We start from the raw sequence: 17,384 nt of genomic DNA on the forward strand, positions 1-17,384 counted from the left end.
ATGCCCTGAGCCTAATAAGGGCCCATTTCTGGCGAAAGTCCAGTTATGCGGGGAGCGCCGGCACCGGGTCTGCCGTGGACGGCTCGGGACGGGCCGGCGCCCCGGGAACGCCGTGGGCCGCGTCCACCGCCCGCTCACGCTCCAGCATCCGCCGGAAGGGGCCGTCGGCGACGGCCAGCTCCGCGTAGCCGCCGCTCTGCACGATCCGGCCGCGATCGAGCACCAACACCTCGTCCACGGCGTCGAGACCGGTGAGCCGGTGGGTGATCAGCACCGTCGTACGGCCCTCGGTCGCGGCCAGCAGATCGGTGGTCAACGCGTCGGCGGTGGCCAGGTCGAGGTGCTCGGCAGGCTCGTCCAGGACGAGGACCGGGAAGTCCGCGAGCAGCGCGCGGGCCAGGGCGAGACGCTGCCGCTGCCCGCCGGAAAGCCGGGCGCCGTGCTCCCCGACCATCGTGTCCAGACCGTCGGGCAGGCCACGCACCCAGCCGGCGAGCCGCGCCCGGCCGAGCGCGTCCCACAGATCCTGGTCCGCGTCGCCCGCCGAGTCCGCGGCCCCGGCGGCATCCGGGTCCTCGGCGGTGACGGGAGCCCGGCCGTCCGGCGCGGGCGCCGGGCGACGGCGGGCGAGCCTGAGGTTCTCCCGCAGCGAGCTGTCGAAGAGGTGCGCGTCCTGGGCGCACAGCCCCACCAGGCGACGAACCTCGTCCCCGGCCATGGCCTGGGCGTCCGTACCGCCCAGCGTGTACGTCCCCGCCTCCCGGTCGAGGAAGCGCAGCAGCACCTGCGCGAGGGTGGTCTTGCCGGATCCGGAGGGACCGACCACGGCGACCCGCCGCCCGGCCGCCAGGGTGAACCCGACGCCGTCCAGCGCGGGCTCGACCTGGCCGGGGTGGCGCGCGGTCAGATCCGACACGGCCAACGGGAACGGGGAGCCCGGAGCGGCCACCGGGGCGTCCGGCTCCCGCACCGGCTCCGGCGCGTCCAGCACCTCGAAGACCCGCTCGGCGGCCCGCCGGGTGCGCTGGCGGTACTGCACCGCGAGCGGCAGCCCCGTCACCGCCTCGAACGCGGCGAGCGGGGTGAGGACCACCACGGCGAGCGCGACCCCGTCGAGCCGTCCCGTGTGCACCGCCTGGACGCCCACCACCGCGGCCGCCGCGACGGTCAGCCCGCACAGCAGCGCCGAAAGACCGGCGCCGATACCGGCAACTCCGGCCGAACGGGAGGCGATCCGCGTCAGATCACGGTCCGCGCGCCGCACCGCTCCGAACCGGCCCACGACGGCACCGGCGACCGTCAACTCAGCCGTTCCGGTGAGCAGTTCGACCACGCGAGAGGACAGCACGCCACGGGACGGTGCCAGTTGCCGCTCCGCCCGGCGCGCCAGCGCACCCGACAGCACCGGCACGCCCGCGCCCGCGAGCAGCAGCCCGGCGGCGAGAATCGCGCCGGCCTCCGGCAGCAGCCACGCGGTGAAACCGACCGCGCCCGCACCGACCAGCACCGCCGCTCCCACCGGCAGCAGCCAGCGCAGGAAGTAGTCCTGCACCGCGTCCACATCGGCCACCAGCCGCGACAGCAGATCGCCGCGGCTGCGCTCCTTGAGCCCGGCCGGCGCGAGCCGCTCCAGCCGGCGGAAGACCGCGACCCGTACGTCGGCGAGCATCCGGAAGACCGCGTCGTGGGCGACGAGCCGCTCGGCGTAGCGGAAGACGGCACGCCCGATTCCGAACGCCCTGGTCGCGGTCACCGCCACCGCCAGATAGAGCACCGGCGGATGCTGGGCCGCCCTTGAGATCAGCCAGCCGGAGGTCGCCATCAGGCCCACCGCGCTGCCCAGCGCGAGACTGCCGAGCAGCAGCGCGAGCGCGAACCGCGCACGGCGGGCACGAGCGGTACGCCGCAGCCGGTTCAACGCCGAACCGCGGTCCGGGACCTCGGCATCGTCCGGTCCTTCGGTGACGACCGCGGGGGAGGCGGTGTCGGTGCCCGCCGCCGTAACGGCTTCCGGGCGGGGCTGCGGTACCGGCCCGACACTGCGGTCGGCGGTGATGTCGGACTTGGTGTCGGCGGCAGGCACCACGCCCTCGCCGGCTGCCGTGCCGTCCTCGTCGGCGGCCTCCGCCGTATCCGCCGGGTCGGGCAGCCGCACCGTGCGGTCGGCCACCGCCAGCAGCGCCGGCCGGTGCACGACCAGCAGGACCGTACGGCCCGCCGCGAGCCGCCGGACGGCCGCCACGACAGCCTCCTCGGTCTCGCCGTCCAGGTTCGCGGTCGGCTCGTCGAGCAGCAGGACCGGGCGGTCGGCGAGGAACGCGCGGGCGAGAGCGAGGCGTTGACGCTGGCCTGCGGAAAGGCCGGCGCCGGCCTCACCGAGGCGGGTCGCCGGGCCGTCGGGCAGGGCGTCGACGAAGTCCAGGGCCCCGGCGTCCGCCAGAGCGGCCCGCACCGCGGCATCGTCGGCGTCCGGGCGGGCCAGCCGCACGTTCTCGGCGATGGTGCCCGCGAAGAGGTGCGGGTGCTGCGGCACCCAGGCGATCCGCTGCCGCCAGCTCTCGGGAGCGAGGGAGGCGATGTCCCGGCCGTCGACGAGGGCCCGGCCCTCGGACGGCGCGGTGAAGCCCAGCAACACGCTCAGCAGCGTGGACTTGCCTGCGCCGGAAGGCCCGACCAGGGCGACGGTCTCCCCCGCCCCGACCTCGAACGAGGTGGCCGGCAGCGAGGCGCCCCTGCGCCCGGGGTGCCGGACGACCAGCCCCTCGACGGCAAGGGCCGTGCCCGCGGGCGCCGGCGCGGTACCGGGTGTCGGCAGCGGCGTCTCCAGCACCGCGAAGATCTCCTCCGCGGCCGAGAGCCCCTCGGCCGCGGCGTGGTACTGCGCGCCCACCTGCCGTAGCGGCAGATACGCCTCGGGCGCGAGGACCAGCACCATCAGGCCGGTGTAGAGGTCGAGTTGACCGTGCACCAGACGCATCCCGATTCCGACCGCGACCAGGGCGACGGAAATGGTCGCGAGGAGTTCGAGGGCGAAGGAGGAGAGAAAGGCGATGCGCAGCGTACGGAGTGTGGCCTGGCGGTATTCGCCGGTGATGGCCCGAATGGAGGCGGCCTGTGCCTTGGCGCGCCCGAAGACCTTGAGCGTCGGCAGCCCCTCGACGACATCGAGGAAATGACCGGAAAGACGGGAGAGCAGCCGCCACTGACGGTCCATCTGCGTCTGGGTGGCCCAGCCGATCAGAACCATGAAGAGCGGGATCAGCGGGAGGGTGAGGACGATCGTGAGCGCGGAGATCCAGTCGCCGGCGACGATCCTGGCCAGTACCGCGATCGGGACCACGACCGCCAGGCCGAGCTGCGGGAGGTAGCGGGCGAAGTAGTCGTCCAGGGCGTCGATGCCGCGCGTGGCGAGGGTGGTGAGTTCGCCGGTGTTCAGCTCCGTTGCGCTGTCGGCCCCGCCGTCGGCCCTGGCCCCAGGGCCCTTCTCCGCGTCGGCGCCGTCCGGACCGCTCTGCGGGCGGCGGAGGGTCGCGCCCGGCCCGAGCCGCGCCACCCGCTCGATCAGCCGGGTCCGCAGCTCGGACTTGACCGCCGCGCCGGCTCGGTGCGCGGCGAGTTCGGTGAGCCAGGAGACCAGCCCCCGGCCGACGGAGACCGCGGCGAGCAACCCGAGCGGTGCCGTCAGGTCGCCGAGAGCGAGATCGTGCCGGAAGGCACCCACCACGATCTCGGCGATCAGCATGGCTTGGCCGACCACCAGGCCCGCTCCGGCAAGCCCGAGCACCACCACCGCGACAAGGAAGACGCGGGTGGCGCGGGCGTATCGAAGGAGCCTGGGGTCGACCGGTTTCACGTGAAACCTTCCATCCTGCCGTGCCCGCCCCGAGGGGCGGGCACCGCTGCGGGAGTCGTTCAGCTAGTGGGCGTCGGCGATGTGCTGGGTCCCGATCCGCTTGCGGAAGACCCAGTACGTCCACCCCTGGTAAAGCAGGACGATCGGGGTGGCGATGCCTGCGCACCACGTCATGATCTTCAGGGTGTAGGGGCTGGAGGAGGCGTTGGTGACCGTGAGGTTCCAACTCTCGTTCAGCGAGGACGGCATGACGTTCGGGAAGAGCGTCAGGAACAGCATCGCGACCGCGGCCACGATGGTGATCCCGGAGAACGCGAAGGCCCACCCCTCACGCCCGAGCTGATTGGCCCCGAGCGCCGCCACCAGCGCGACCACCGCGACGATCATCGCGATCAGGCTGCTGCCGTCCCCCTTGTCCACCTGCGTCCACGACAGGAATCCGACCGCGAGCACGGCGGTGACCACCCCGAGGGCGGCCGCCATCCTGCGCGCCCGCTCCCGGATGTCGCCCACCGTCTTCAGCGAGGCGAAGACCGCGCCATGGAAGGTGAACAAGGTCAGCGTCACCAGGCCGCCGAGGATCGCGTACGGGTTCAGCAGATCGAACAGGGTGCCCACGTACTCCTTGTGGGCGTCGATCTTCACGCCGCGCACGATGTTGCCGAAGGCGACACCCCACAGCACCGCGGGACCCAGCGAGGTCCAGAAGATCGCCTGCTCCCAGTTCCGCTGCCAGCGCTCCTCGGTCCGCTTGGCGCGGTATTCGAAGGCGACCCCGCGCACGATCAGGCAGACGAGGATGAGCAGCAGCGGCAGATAGAAACCGGAGAACAGGGTGGCGTACCACTCGGGGAACGCCGCGAAGGTCGCACCGCCCGCGCTGAGCAGCCAGACCTCGTTGCCGTCCCAGACCGGGCCGATGGTGTTGATCAGTACGCGCTTCTCCCGGCGGTCCCGGGCGAGCAGCTTGGTGAGGACGCCGATTCCGAAGTCGAAGCCTTCAAGGAAGAAGTACCCGGTCCAGAGGACGGCGATGAGAACGAACCAGACGTCGTGAAGTTGCACGGTCGCCTCCTAGTACGAGAAGGCCATCGGCCGGTCGGCGTCCGTGGTGTCGCCGCCGATCTTGGTGGGCGGGTTGAGGTCGGAGTCGGAGAGTTCCGGGGGTCCGGCCTTGATGTACTTCACCAGCAGCTTCACCTCGACCACCGCGAGAATCGCGTAGAGCGACGTGAAGACGATCATCGAGGTGAGCACCTCACCCTGCGAGACCCCGGGCGAGACCGCGTCGGAGGTGCGCAGCACGCCGTAGACGACCCAGGGCTGCCGTCCCATCTCGGTGAAGATCCATCCCCAGGAGTTGGCCAGGAGCGGGAAGCCGAGCGTGACGAAGGCGAGCGACCAGTACCACTTGGTGAGGCGGGGGCCGAGTTCCCTGTTCTTGGTGAGCGCGAGGCGCGGTGGCTCCTCGTCCCCCGTACGCAGTCCCGGCGCGAGCCAGAACTTCTTGCGGGTGAGCCAGAGCCCGGCCAGCCCGATGGCGAAGGACGACATGCCGAAGCCGATCATCCAGCGGAAGCCCCAGTACGCGACCGGGATGTTGGGCCGGTAGTCGCCGGGCCCGAACTTCTGCTGTTCGGCCCTGTTGACGTCGTTGATGCCGGGGACCGGCGAGGAGAAGTCGTTGTGGGCGAGGAAGGAGAGCACGCCGGGGACCTCGATGGCGACCTTGTTGTGTCCCTTGTCGACATCGCCGTAGGCGAAGACCGAGAACGGCGCCGGCTTCTCCGTCTCCCAGAGCGCCTCGGCGGCGGCCATCTTCATCGGCTGCTGCTTGAACATGACCTTTCCGAGGGAGTCACCGCTGATCGCGGTGAGCACGCCGGCGATCACGAGGGTGATCAGGCCCAGCCGCAGCGACGTCCGCATCACCTTGACGTGCTTCTTGCGCATCAGGTGGAACGCGGAGATGCCCACCATGAACGCGGCGCCGGTGAGGAAGGCCGCGGTCAGCGTGTGGAAGACGACGACGAGGGTGGTGTCCTGGGTCAGCACCTTCCAGAAGTCGGTGAGCTCGGCGCGGCCGTTGGCGGCGTTGTACTTGTAGCCGACCGGGTGCTGCATCCAGGAGTTCGCCGCGAGGATGAAGTAGGCGGACAGGATGGTGCCGATCGAGACCATCCACATGCAGAAGCAGTGAATCTTCTTGGGCAGCTTGTCCCAGCCGAAGATCCACAGTCCGATGAAGGTGGACTCGAAGAAGAACGCGATGAGGGCCTCGAAGGCGAGCGGGGCACCGAAGACGTCCCCGACGAACCGCGAGTAGTCGGACCAGTTCATGCCGAACTGGAACTCCTGGACGATGCCCGTGACGACACCCATCGCGATGTTGATCAGGAACAGCTTGCCCCAGAACTTGGTGGCCTTGAGGTACTTCTGCTTGCCCGTTCGCACCCATGCGGTCTCGAGTCCGGCCACCAGAGCGGCGAGGGAGATCGTCAGGGGGACGAACAGGAAGTGGTAGACGGTCGTGATGCCGAATTGCCATCGCGCCAGAGTCTCTGGCGCCAACGCCAGTTCCACGTCGTTCTCTCCTTACGTCGCCGTTGCACTACGGCACTTTGCCCCGGTTTGCGCAGGACGAAGCAGCACAAAACCAGCGAGCTTGTGAACGCGTTCACATTCACAAGCAATTATCTCCCACACCCCCGAAACCTTGCACAGGGGGGGTACGTGACTGCGGTCACGTAGGAATCCATGGTGCGCACCCCCTTCCCCCGAGCTTCAACATATTGTTGAATTCGGCGCCATGGAGATTCGCTTTTCGTGGCCCGCGGGCCAGCTGACCGCCACCCTCGACGACACCCCGACCAGCACGGCTCTCGCCGCCGCCCTGCCGCTCCAGGGCACCGCCCACACCTGGGGCGAGGAGGTCTACTTCGAAACCGGGCTGAGCCCCGCGCTGGAGGCCGGCGCCCGCCAGGTCGTCGAGCCCGGCACGGTCGCCTTCTGGACCGAGGGCAACGCGCTCGCCCTGCCCTACGGCCCCACCCCGATTTCCCTGGGCGACGAGTCCCGCCTCGCCTCCCCCTGCAACGTCCTGGGCCGCATCGACGGTGACCCCCGCCTGCTCGCCACCGTCCGCAGCGGCGACCCCATCCGGGTGGAAAAAGCCTGAGGCCGCAGGTCAGCGACTGCTGACCGGCGGCCTCAGGAGTGCGCCGGGGCGCTCAGAGCATCTTGCGGAACTCCTCCGCGGCCTGCAGGAACATGTCCATCGCAGCGCCCTCGCCGATCGTCACCCGCACCCCTTCACCGGCGAACGGCCGCACGACGACCCCGGCCCGCTCGCACGCCGCCGCGAAGTCGGTCGTACGGTCGCCGAGCCGCAGCCACACGAAGTTCGCCTGGGACGCCGGAACCGTCCAGCCCTGCCCCTCCAGGGCATCGGCGACCCGGGACCGCTCGGCGACCAGTGCGTCCACCCGCTCCATCAGCGCCGCCTCGCTGCGCAGCGAGGCCACCGCCGCCTCCTGCGCCAGCTGGCTCACACCGAACGGCACGGCCGTCTTGCGGAGGGCCGCGGCCACCGGCTCGTGCGCCACCGCGAAGCCGATCCGCAGCCCCGCCAGGCCGTACGCCTTGGAGAAGGTGCGCAGCACGCACACGTTGGGGCGGTCGCGGTAGAGCTCGATGCCGTCCGGCACCTCGGGGTCGCGAAGGAACTCGCGGTAGGCCTCGTCGAGCACCACGAGGACATCGCTCGGCACCCGGTCGAGGAAGGACTCCAGCTCGGCGCGGCGCACCGCGGTACCCGTGGGGTTGTTGGGATTGCAGACGAAGATCAGCCGGGTGCGGTCGGTGACCGCGGCGAGCATCGCCTCCAGGTCGTGCACCTCGCCCGAGGTCAGCGGCACCTGGACGGGCGTGGCCCCGGAGACCTGGGTGATGATCGGGTACGCCTCGAACGACCGCCAGGCGTAGATCACTTCATCGCCGGGCCCGGCCGTCGACTGCACCAGCTGCTGGGCCACGCCCACCGATCCGGTGCCCGTCGCCAGATGCTCCACCGGCACCGAGAAGTGCTCGGACAGCTCGGCCATCAGTGCCGTGCAGGCCATGTCGGGGTAGCGGTTGAAGGAGCCGGCGGCCGCCACCGCGCTCTCCAGGACACCGGGCAGCGGCGGATAGGGGTTCTCGTTGGAGGACAGCTTGTAGGCGACGGGACCGTCGGCCGCCGCCGGCCGGCCCGGCTTGTAGGTCGGGATGCCGTCCAGCGCAGCACGCAGCTTGGGGGTCTTCTCGCTCACCGCAGGTCCTCCTCGACCGTCCCTCTCGACTCCAATACTGCACACCTTATGAGGATTGCCCCGTCCGGCGGCAGCCCCCGGCCCGGCAACCGGGCCGCGACAAGGCTCACAACCCGGCCGTAGCGGCCTGCGCACACGGCTGGGGAGCGCTTCGCCCTCTGTCGCGCGCCGGTGGCTCGCGCCGTGGCGCGCGTCCCCCGTGAAGGTGACTTGAGACCTCTTCGAGATCTGGGGAGATCGACAGGCAAAGTCGCCAGATCGCACCTTAAACGATCTTCGCACCAGGTAACTACCTGCGCTTCAAAGGTAATTGACGGGAGATCACCTTGCAGAAACGTGCCTTTGAGTAGGCCCGGGAAGGGCCCCTCGACTTGCCGTGCCGAGCCCTACTATCGGCTCGCCATGACAGCAGCAGGGAAGCACCAGGTGAGCCGGTCGACCGGTCGCCGGCTGGGACGCGCGGGCATCCGGGACGTGGCCGCCGCAGCCGGTGTATCGATCACGACTGTCTCCGACGCGCTCAACGGCAAGGGCCGGCTTCCGGATGCCACCCGTAGCCACGTCCGCGAGGTGGCCGAACGGCTGGGCTACCGCCCCTCCGCCGCCGCCCGAACCCTCCGTACCGGCAAGTCCGGCCTCATCGGCCTGACCGTGACCACGTACGGGGATGAACCTTTCACCTTCACCGAATTCGCCTATTTCGCGGAGATGGCCAGAGCCGCCACCTCCGCCGCGCTGGCCCGTGGCTACGCACTGGTCATCCTCCCCGCGACCTCCCGCCACGATGTGTGGTCCAACGTCGCCCTGGACGGCACGGTCGTCATCGACCCCGCCGACGGCGACCCGGTCGTCACCGAACTCGTCCGGCACGGCATCCCCGTCGTCTCCGACGGGCGCCCCGGCGGCAGCCTCCCCGTCACCGGCTGGGTGGACAACGACCACGAAGCGGCCGTCCTCGGCCTGCTCGACCACCTCGCCGACGCCGGCGCACGCCGGATCGGCCTGCTCACGGGCACCACCACCGACACCTACACCCGGCTGTCGACCACCGCCTACCTGCGATGGTGCGAGCGGGTCGGCCAGGAACCGGTCTACGAGTCCTACCCGGCGCACGACCCGCGCGCGGGCGCGGTCGCCGCGGACCGGCTGCTGGCCCGCCCGGACCGGCCGGACGCCGTCTACGGACTCTTCGACCCCAACGGCACCGACCTGCTCGCGGCCGCGCGGCGCTACGGCCTGCGCGTTCCCGACGACCTGCTGCTGGTCTGCTGCAGCGAGTCGACGGTCTACGCCACCACAGAACCGCCCATGACCACGCTCTCCCTCAAGCCGCGCCGCATCGGCACCGCCGTCGTCCAGATCCTCATCGACGCCATCGAAGGACTCGACAACGGCCGGCCGGTCGAACAGGTGATACCGACCGATCTGATCGTCCGTACCTCGTCCCAGCGACGGTCCCCTCGGACGACCGTGATCCCCCCGCGGGGCCCGGCCGGCGACTGAGTGTGCTCCGGCGAGCGACGGAGTGGGCGCACCGGTGACGACCGGGCGCCCCCTTCACTCAGGAAAAAATATGGCGATCCCGGGACAAATCATCCGGGAATGCCGAGCTCCGGCCGATTGACCACCCCCGGGTGCGTCACAACCCGCGAGCGGCATTCCTATGATGGGCGCACGACACCGCGGACCGCCGTCGACCAGGCAAAGGTCCGAGAGGTGCACGGCGGCGCGATGGTGGAGGGGTCGATGACTCAGGGGGCCAGTCAGGGACCCATGGTGTGGACCATGGCGGGACAGACACCGGCGTCTCCTCCGCCACCCTTGCCGCCCTCCGGTGCGCCGGCCGGGCCGCCTCCGGTGCCGTCTGCCGACCACCCGCTCCAGCAGCCCGCGGGCCCTCCTGCCGCGCCCCCTGCCGCACCCCCCGTCGTGCCGCCCGCCGCGCAGCCGGTGGACCTGCCCGAGGAGTACACCCCGACGGCCCGTGACCTCCCGGTCATCGGATCCGGCCGTACGGACACCCTCATCGACCAGCCGGCCGCGAGCCACCTCCCCGAGGCCACGCTCGACCCGGACGCGACCGAGGGCCTGGGCCCGCTGTACGTCGTCGGCGATGTGCACGGCTACTACGACGAGCTGCGCGAGGCACTCGCCTCCGAGGGGCTGGTCGACGCCGACGGCAGCTGGGCGGCCGGCAATGCCCGGCTGTGGTTCCTCGGTGACTTCACCGACCGCGGCCCGGACGGTATCGGCGTCATCGACCTCGTCATGCAGCTCTCCGCGGAGGCCGCGGCGGCCGGTGGCTACTGCAAGGCCCTGATGGGCAACCACGAACTTCTGCTGCTGGGCGCCAAGCGGTTCGGCGACACCCCCGTCCAGTCCGGCGCCGGCACGGCCTCCTTCCAGGCCGCCTGGCTGCTCAACGGCGGCCAGAAGTCCGACATGGACCGCCTGGAGGACCACCACCTCCAGTGGATGGCCCGCCTGGACGCCGTGATGGAGGAGGACGGGCATCTGCTCGTGCACTCCGACACCACCGCCTACCTCGAATACGGCGACTCCATCGAGGCCGTCAACGACACCGTCCACGACGTGCTCACCCGCAGCGACGCGGACGAAGTGTGGGATCTGTTCCGCAAGTTCACCAAGCGCTTCGCCTTCCGCGACGAGACCGGCTCGCAGGCGGTGCGCGAACTGCTGGACGCCTACGGCGGCACGCGCGTCGTCCACGGCCACAGCCCCATCCCGTATCTGCTGGGTGAGGTCGGCGGGGAGGACGGCGAGAGCGACGGTGTCGCCGTCGACGGCCCGCATGTCTACGCCGACGGCCTCGCCATCGCCATGGACGGTGGCGTCACGATGGCCGGAAAACTGCTGGTCGTTCAACTTCCGCTGGCCGACTGAGCGTTATCCGCGCAGGTCTGCGCCGGGCCGGGGACGTACGGCGGCCCGGCGGGCCGGGGCCGATCCGGTAATGGACTGGCTCAATTTCCGGAAACACCCTGTAACCCCGTGCCAAAAACGCTCTACCATCGGTCTATCCGTAGCAGGCTCTCCTCCGTTTCCGCCCACCGCCCGGCCACGCCGGCCCGTACGGCCCTACGGAGCATCGGGGGATGCACATGAACAGCGCTCCGCACCTGCTGAATGAGGACCGCGAGGAATTCGCGCGGATCCTTGATGACGCGCTGCGTACCGCCGAATACCGCCCGGACCACCTCGCTTCCGACGCGGGCAACGACCTCGACACCGAACAGCTGCGCACGATGGCCCTCGGCGCCACCAGCGCCATCGCCGCCTGCGCGACGGCTGAATACCAACGCTATGTGGAACTCCGCACCGCACTGCGGGCGGCACCGTCCGCGGTGTCGGCCGAAGCGGCGGACGGCCAGGAGGACGCGGCAGCCGGGCAGGAGCACGTTCCGGCCACGGCCGCGATCGAGGCCCCGGGGACGGCAGGCGCGGGGCTGGCCGCCATGATCGCCGTCCTCGCACCGGTCCTCGCCGGCATCGCCGCCATCCTCTTCCTCCTCATCGGCTACGTCCTGCGCGCCTTCGGCCCGGACCAGGCCGCGGCGCGCCCGCTGATCAGCGTCGGCTGGATCTTCGCCGCGCTCACCGCGACGGGCGCCCTGATCGCCATGGGCGGCCTCGTCGTCACGGCGCTGCGCAACGGCTCGTCGTCCGCACCCGACGTGAGAGAGGACGCGGCGGACGAGGAACTCCACCGCGCACACGACGAGTGGCGGCACGCCCTCCTGGAGCGCGGCCTGCTGCCGTTCCTCCGCGAGGCGCGCAGCGACACCGCACGGGGCCCGGATCCCGACCCTTCGCGTTACGTCCCCCGGCCGCACTCCGAGCCCAAGAGCCGCATCCCCACCCTGGGCTACTCCCGCCCCGACTTCACCAGCCCCGACAGCGGCTCCGCCTCGCGCCCCCGCTACTCCAGCCCCGACTTCACCAGCCCCGAATACGGCGGCCCGGACCACAGCCCGGAATAACAACCGCGCACGGCCGGCGCCCGTTCGCCGGGTCCGCTCTTCCTCTGCCCAGGGGCCCTCCCCGGGACGGCAACCCCAACGGCCCGCCATTCACACCCGCGTGGATTCCGCCAATGCCCACGGAGATCCCCTCGGCACCGACCGAATTCCCGCTCCTGATCCGGCGCGAACACGACGGCATCCTCCGCCCAGAGTTCGCGACGGCCTCGGGATGCCTTTCACGGTGAGCGCCTGAGGGCGCATATGATGGCAGGCGCGCTCATTTCCGTACGCAGCGGGCGTTAAGAAATCAGCTCAATGATCCCAACTGATACGCAGAATGCGGCGCCTTGATTTCTCTTTCGGGGCGCCGCACCTCAACACCCTTAACGATGCGCCCTGGCCAGCGACGCCGAAGCGCCGTCGCCGGATGGGGAAGCTTCCGGCGACGGCGCTCGGTTGGTTCGGGTCGGGTCGCAGCAGGGGTCAGTCGGCGAGGGGCAGGTAGACGCGATTGCCTGCTGCTGCGAATTCCTTGGACTTCTCTGCCATGCCGGCCTCGGGGTCGATCGCCAGGTCGCCGCCGTGTTCGCGGCGGATGTCCTGGGAGATCTTCATGGAGCAGAACTTCGGGCCGCACATCGAGCAGAAGTGGGCCGTCTTCGCCGGTTCCGCGGGCAGCGTCTGGTCGTGGAAGGACCGGGCGGTGTCCGGGTCGAGGGCCAGGTTGAACTGGTCCTCCCAGCGGAACTCGAAGCGGGCGTCGGAGAGCGCGTCGTCCCATTCCTGGGCGCCTGGGTGGCCCTTGGCGAGGTCCGCCGCATGGGCCGCGATCTTGTAGGTGATGACGCCGGTCTTGACGTCGTCGCGGTCCGGCAGGCCCAGGTGCTCCTTGGGCGTGACGTAGCAGAGCATCGCGGTGCCCCACCAGGCGATCATCGCGGCACCGATACCGGAGGTGATGTGGTCGTAGGCGGGCGCGATGTCGGTGGTCAGCGGGCCGAGGGTGTAGAACGGCGCCTCTTCGCAGATCTCCTGCTGGAGGTCGATGTTCTCCTTGATCTTGTGCATCGGGACGTGTCCCGGGCCCTCGATCATCGTCTGGACACCGTGCCGCTTGGCGATGGTGTTCAGCTCCCCGAGAGTGCGCAGCTCGGCGAACTGCGCCTCGTCGTTGGCGTCCGCGATGGAGCCGGGGCGCAGGCCGTCACCGAGTGAGTAGGTGACGTCGTAGGAGGCGAGGATGTCGCAGAGTTCCTCGAAGTGCGTGTAGAGGAAGGACTCCTGGTGGTGCGCCAGGCACCAGGCGGCCATGATCGAGCCGCCCCGCGAGACGATGCCGGTCTTGCGGCGGGCCGTGAGGGGCACGTAACGGAGCAGCACGCCGGCGTGCACCGTCATGTAGTCGACGCCCTGTTCGGCCTGCTCGATGACGGTGTCCTTGTAGATCTCCCAGGTCAGCTCCTCGGCCTTGCCGTCGACCTTCTCCAGTGCCTGGTAGAGGGGGACGGTGCCGATGGGGACGGGGGAGTTGCGCAGCACCCACTCGCGCGTGGTGTGGATGTTGCGGCCGGTGGAGAGGTCCATGACCGTGTCGGCGCCCCACTGGGTCGCCCAGGTCATCTTGTCCACCTCCTCCTCGATCGAGGAGGTGACCGCGGAGTTGCCGATGTTGGCGTTCACCTTCACCAGGAAGTTCTTGCCGATGATCATCGGCTCGATCTCCGGGTGGTTGATGTTGGCCGGCAGCACCGCGCGTCCCGCCGCGATCTCGTCGCGCACGAACTCGGGCGTGACGTTCTCGCGGATGGCGACGTACTCCATCTCCGCGGTGACCTCCCCGCGCTGCGCGTACGCGAGCTGGGTGACGGCGGCGCCGTCCCGGCCGCGGCGCGGCAGACGGGGGCGGCCCGGGAAGACCGCATCGAGGTTCTTGAGGCCGCCGCGCGGCGAGGTGTGCTTGAGGCCGTCGTCCTCCGGCCGCAGCGGCCGGCCCGCGTACTCCTCGGTGTCGCCCCGCGAGACGATCCAGTTCTCCCGCAGCGGCGCGAGACCGCGGCGGACGTCGGTCTCGATCTGGGGATCGGTGTACGGACCTGACGTGTCGTAGAGCGTCACGTCCTTGCCGTTGGTGAGGTGCACCTTCCGGACCGGGACCCGAAGGTCGGGCCGCGAACCGGAGACATAGCCCTTGTGCCAGCCGATCGTCGGCTCGACGCCGTCGCCGGCACCGTTTTCGGGCGTGCGTGCATCCTGCAGAGTCATATTGACCCAACTCCCTACGCCGGCATTACCCGGTAACAGGTTCGGCGGTCGACGCAGCGATTTCCCGTGGGTTGCGTTCCGGCGTCTGCCGGACGTCCCGCGGAGGTCAGCGCCCTCTCAGCCCGGTGCTCCGAGCTCCCGCGATTGCAAAGTGCCACCACGGTAGCTGCCGATGCGGCGCGGTGGCCAGGGGGCCCCTGGGTTCTTGCGATGATCGGGCGGTGAGCAGCCAGGAGCCCCATACGCATTCCCACGCGCACGGCCACGCGCCTGCCGCGCCGGTGTCCCGTCATCTGCGCAAGGTCATCGCGGCCGTGCTGATCCCGTTCGCCGTCGCGGTGGTCGTCGGTCTGGCCGTGCTCTGGCCCGGCGGCGCGCCCTCTCACAAACCGTCCGGTGTGGGCTTCGACCAGCCCACCGAGCAGGCGACGGTGCTCCAGGTGGACAAGGTCAACTGCGCCGACGTCCATGCCGAGCAGCAGCCGCAGCCCACGCCGCCGCCGGGGCAGCCACCGAGCGGGGGGTCGACGACCGGCAAGGACTGCGAGCAGGTGACGATCAAGGTCACCACGGGCGAGAACGCCGGGCGGACGTTCCAGACGGTGGTGACCCCGGACGCCTCGCGGCACTACACGACCGGGCAGGACGTGGTGGTCGCGTACTCCCCCAAGGCGCCCAAGGATCTGCAGTACTCGGTCAGCGACGTCGACCGGAGCTTCCCGATGTGGGTGCTCGCCGCGATCTTCGCGTTCGCGGTCGTGGCCGTAGGACGACTGCGCGGGGTTCTCGCGCTGGTGGCGCTGCTGGCGAGCTTCGGCGTGCTGACGCTGTTCATCCTCCCGGCCATCCTGCAGGGCTCCAATCCGCTGGTCGTGGCGGTGGTCGGGGGCAGCGCGATCATGCTGATCGCGCTCTATCTGTGCCACGGGCTGACCGCCAGAACGTCGGTCGCCGTACTCGGGACGCTCGCCTCACTGCTGCTGATCGGCCTGCTCGGGTCGGTGTTCGTCGGCTGGGCGCTGCTGACCGGTAACACCGACGACACCACCGGGCTGGTGCACGGCCTGTACCCGGACATCGAGATCCGGGGCCTGCTGCTGGCGGGGATCATCATCGGCTCGCTGGGTGTGCTCGACGATGTGACGGTGACCCAGACCGCCGCGGTCTGGGAGCTGAAGGAGGCCAATCCGTCGGCGAGTTGGCGCACGCTCTACAGCGCGGCGATGCGCATCGGACGGGATCACATCGCGTCCGTCGTCAACACGCTGGTGCTGGCCTACGCGGGCGCCGCACTGCCGCTGTTTTTGCTGTTCTCGATCGCACAGAGCGATGTGGGGACCGTCGCCACGAGCGAGGTGGTCGCGGAGGAGATCGTGCGCACGCTGGTGGGCAGCATCGGGCTCGTCGCCTCGGTGCCGCTGACGACGCTGCTCGCGGCGATGGTCGTCTCCGCGGACCGCAAGGGGCAGAGCACGGCGGCGCCCGGCACCGCACCGGACACCGGCGCCTCCTCACCGGGCGCTGCCGACGGCTTCGGGGCACAGCGAAGCGCCGCGCGGGGGCGGTCCGGACGGCGCGGGTCGCGGGGCAGGCGCCGAAAGCAGTGAGGACCGGCACGGCCGGGTCGGCGGGGCATGACCGACTGGGCCGGCCCTTCGGGGCATCAGCCGGCCGGCGCCTCCGTGAGGATCCGGTCCAGTACGGCCTCCAGCGTGTCGAAGACCTCTTCCTTGCCGAGCGGCACCAACCGGTCCGTCCGGTCCAGGAAGGCGACCAGCGGGGGCGCGCTGACCCGGAACAGGGCCTTCTCCGCACCGACTTGGAGGCTGATGAAGATGTCGCTGAGGTGCTCCGCGGAGGACGGTTCGATGCGCACATCGCCCTCACCGGACGGCCGGCTCAGCCCGTCCAGAAGCAGTTCGCGGCTGAAAGCCCAGGTCACGGGCACATCACCGGGGAGATCGAAGGTGAGCCGGACGGCGTACGGATCGGCGCTGTCGAAATCCAGCTCCACCGGGATCCGGAACGCGAGCTCCTCCGAGACGAGAAAGCTCATGATCACTTCTGCCTGAACTGTGTCGGTCATCAACCACTGCCCCGCACTTGATCGGAGATGGCCGGGAATCGTCCCCCGAAGCCCTATTGACGCCATCGTCTGTCACGTGCAAGCAGATCACAAGGAGTGAGTTTTCAGATACTGATAGAGAAGGCGAGTGTCGTTAGTGTCGCCTCCGCCATTTTCCGTAGTCGGCTCGTCACGTTACGCAATCGATGCAGCTCGGAGACCGGAAGAGAAACCGCCAGGGTGGCGGCCGCGGTACCGACCTGGATGGGGATCGCCGAACAGACGGTGCCCAGGGCATATTCCTGATGCTCGAAAGCGGCTTGACCGCGACGCACCGTATCCAAACGGTGCAGCAGATCGTCCTCTGATCGCACGGAAAATGGCGTTATGGACTGCACTGGATATCGGGACAAATGCTCCTTACGGGCGTTTTCGTCCAACTGCGCGAGCAGGCATTGTCCGATCGCATGTGCGTGCGCGGTGGTGCGGAAGTCCACCCACTCCTCGACCGGCGGCCGATCCGGCTCGTCGGTCACCGCCACTACTTCCACTTCACCCTCGCGGTAGACGGCGAAGTAGACGGCGGCGCCCAATTCCCGTCCGGCCATGGCCAGCGCCTCGGCGATATGGACGCGCTGCCGGCGCCGGGCGCCGACCTGGCCGATGGCCTCGGCCGCCTCCCCGAACACGAAGACGCCGTTCTCGCGGCGCAGATATCCCTCGTGGGTCAGGGTCCGCAGCAGGTGATAGGTCGTCGGGAGGGGGAGGCCGATCTCCCGGGCGAGTTGCTTCGCGGGTGCTCCGTCGGGGTGCGCGCTCACCGCCTCCAGCAGACGAAGTGCGCGCTGCACCGATCCGATCAGCGTGGGGTGAGAAGCGGATTCGCCGTTCACAATTGCCAACGCCAACCC

General features: G+C 70.0%; 12 protein-coding genes and 1 riboswitch. Of the genes, 5 read left to right on the forward strand and 7 right to left on the reverse strand.

The features are described from left to right. Nucleotides 1–43: 43 nt before the first annotated feature. From cydD to QOM21_RS17930, 3 genes are all read right to left on the reverse strand, one after another. Entirely contained in the window at nucleotides 44–3,853 is a 3,810-nt protein-coding gene (cydD, locus tag QOM21_RS17920; RefSeq protein ID WP_407551322.1) for a thiol reductant ABC exporter subunit CydD, read from the reverse strand. Between the two features lie 63 nt (nucleotides 3,854–3,916). Next, entirely contained in the window at nucleotides 3,917–4,918 is a 1,002-nt protein-coding gene (gene cydB / locus QOM21_RS17925) for a cytochrome d ubiquinol oxidase subunit II (protein ID WP_407551324.1), read from the reverse strand. Between the two features lie 9 nt (nucleotides 4,919–4,927). After that, complete coding sequence (locus QOM21_RS17930) at nucleotides 4,928–6,436, reverse strand: cytochrome ubiquinol oxidase subunit I (protein WP_407551326.1); 1,509 nt, start codon at nucleotides 6,434–6,436, stop codon at nucleotides 4,928–4,930. 226 nt (nucleotides 6,437–6,662) lie between these two features. On the opposite strand from QOM21_RS17930, the gene QOM21_RS17935 reads away from it, so the two are divergent. Then, nucleotides 6,663–7,031 (forward strand): cyclophilin-like fold protein, encoded by a 369-nt coding sequence (locus tag QOM21_RS17935; protein WP_407551328.1) that lies wholly within the window; start codon nucleotides 6,663–6,665, stop codon nucleotides 7,029–7,031. A 52-nt stretch (nucleotides 7,032–7,083) separates the two neighbouring features. On the opposite strand, the gene hisC is transcribed toward QOM21_RS17935, so the two are convergent. Next, nucleotides 7,084–8,163: a histidinol-phosphate transaminase gene (gene hisC, locus QOM21_RS17940; protein ID WP_407551330.1), complete on the reverse strand. Its 1,080-nt coding sequence runs from the start codon at nucleotides 8,161–8,163 to the stop codon at nucleotides 7,084–7,086. A 402-nt stretch (nucleotides 8,164–8,565) separates the two neighbouring features. Between hisC and QOM21_RS17945 the strand changes: the two genes are divergently transcribed. The 3 genes from QOM21_RS17945 to QOM21_RS17955 all read left to right on the forward strand — a co-directional run bounded on the left by QOM21_RS17945 (nucleotide 8,566) and on the right by QOM21_RS17955 (nucleotide 12,164). Next, nucleotides 8,566–9,666: a LacI family DNA-binding transcriptional regulator gene (locus QOM21_RS17945; protein WP_393892993.1), complete on the forward strand. Its 1,101-nt coding sequence runs from the start codon at nucleotides 8,566–8,568 to the stop codon at nucleotides 9,664–9,666. A gap of 243 nt (nucleotides 9,667–9,909) precedes the next feature. After that, nucleotides 9,910–11,067, forward strand: a complete 1,158-nt coding sequence (locus tag QOM21_RS17950) for a metallophosphoesterase (protein ID WP_407551332.1) — start codon at nucleotides 9,910–9,912, stop codon at nucleotides 11,065–11,067. 212 nt (nucleotides 11,068–11,279) lie between these two features. Further along, complete coding sequence (locus QOM21_RS17955) at nucleotides 11,280–12,164, forward strand: hypothetical protein (RefSeq protein ID WP_407551334.1); 885 nt, start codon at nucleotides 11,280–11,282, stop codon at nucleotides 12,162–12,164. 465 nt (nucleotides 12,165–12,629) lie between these two features. On the opposite strand, the gene thiC is transcribed toward QOM21_RS17955, so the two are convergent. Beyond that, a complete protein-coding gene (thiC, locus tag QOM21_RS17960; RefSeq protein ID WP_407551335.1) occupies nucleotides 12,630–14,408 on the reverse strand; it encodes a phosphomethylpyrimidine synthase ThiC in 1,779 nt (592 codons plus the stop codon). Beyond that, nucleotides 14,403–14,560, reverse strand: a riboswitch (TPP riboswitch). It overlaps the preceding gene by 6 nt. Before the next feature lie 69 nt (nucleotides 14,561–14,629). On the opposite strand from thiC, the gene QOM21_RS17965 reads away from it, so the two are divergent. Further along, the gene (locus tag QOM21_RS17965; protein ID WP_407551337.1) at nucleotides 14,630–16,015 is read left to right on the forward strand and encodes a YibE/F family protein; all 1,386 of its coding nucleotides are present in this window, start codon (nucleotides 14,630–14,632) and stop codon (nucleotides 16,013–16,015) included. Between the two features lie 56 nt (nucleotides 16,016–16,071). On the opposite strand, the gene QOM21_RS17970 is transcribed toward QOM21_RS17965, so the two are convergent. Beyond that, the gene (locus QOM21_RS17970; protein ID WP_398554140.1) at nucleotides 16,072–16,494 is read right to left on the reverse strand and encodes an SsgA family sporulation/cell division regulator; all 423 of its coding nucleotides are present in this window, start codon (nucleotides 16,492–16,494) and stop codon (nucleotides 16,072–16,074) included. A 104-nt stretch (nucleotides 16,495–16,598) separates the two neighbouring features. Then, the gene (locus QOM21_RS17975) at nucleotides 16,599–17,369 is read right to left on the reverse strand and encodes an IclR family transcriptional regulator (RefSeq protein WP_407555711.1); all 771 of its coding nucleotides are present in this window, start codon (nucleotides 17,367–17,369) and stop codon (nucleotides 16,599–16,601) included. Nucleotides 17,370–17,384 lie beyond the last annotated feature (15 nt).

It is taken from the genome of Streptomyces sp. Pv4-95, from assembly GCF_045782725.1.
In the GTDB taxonomy this organism is placed as follows: Bacteria; Actinomycetota; Actinomycetes; order Streptomycetales; family Streptomycetaceae; genus Streptomyces.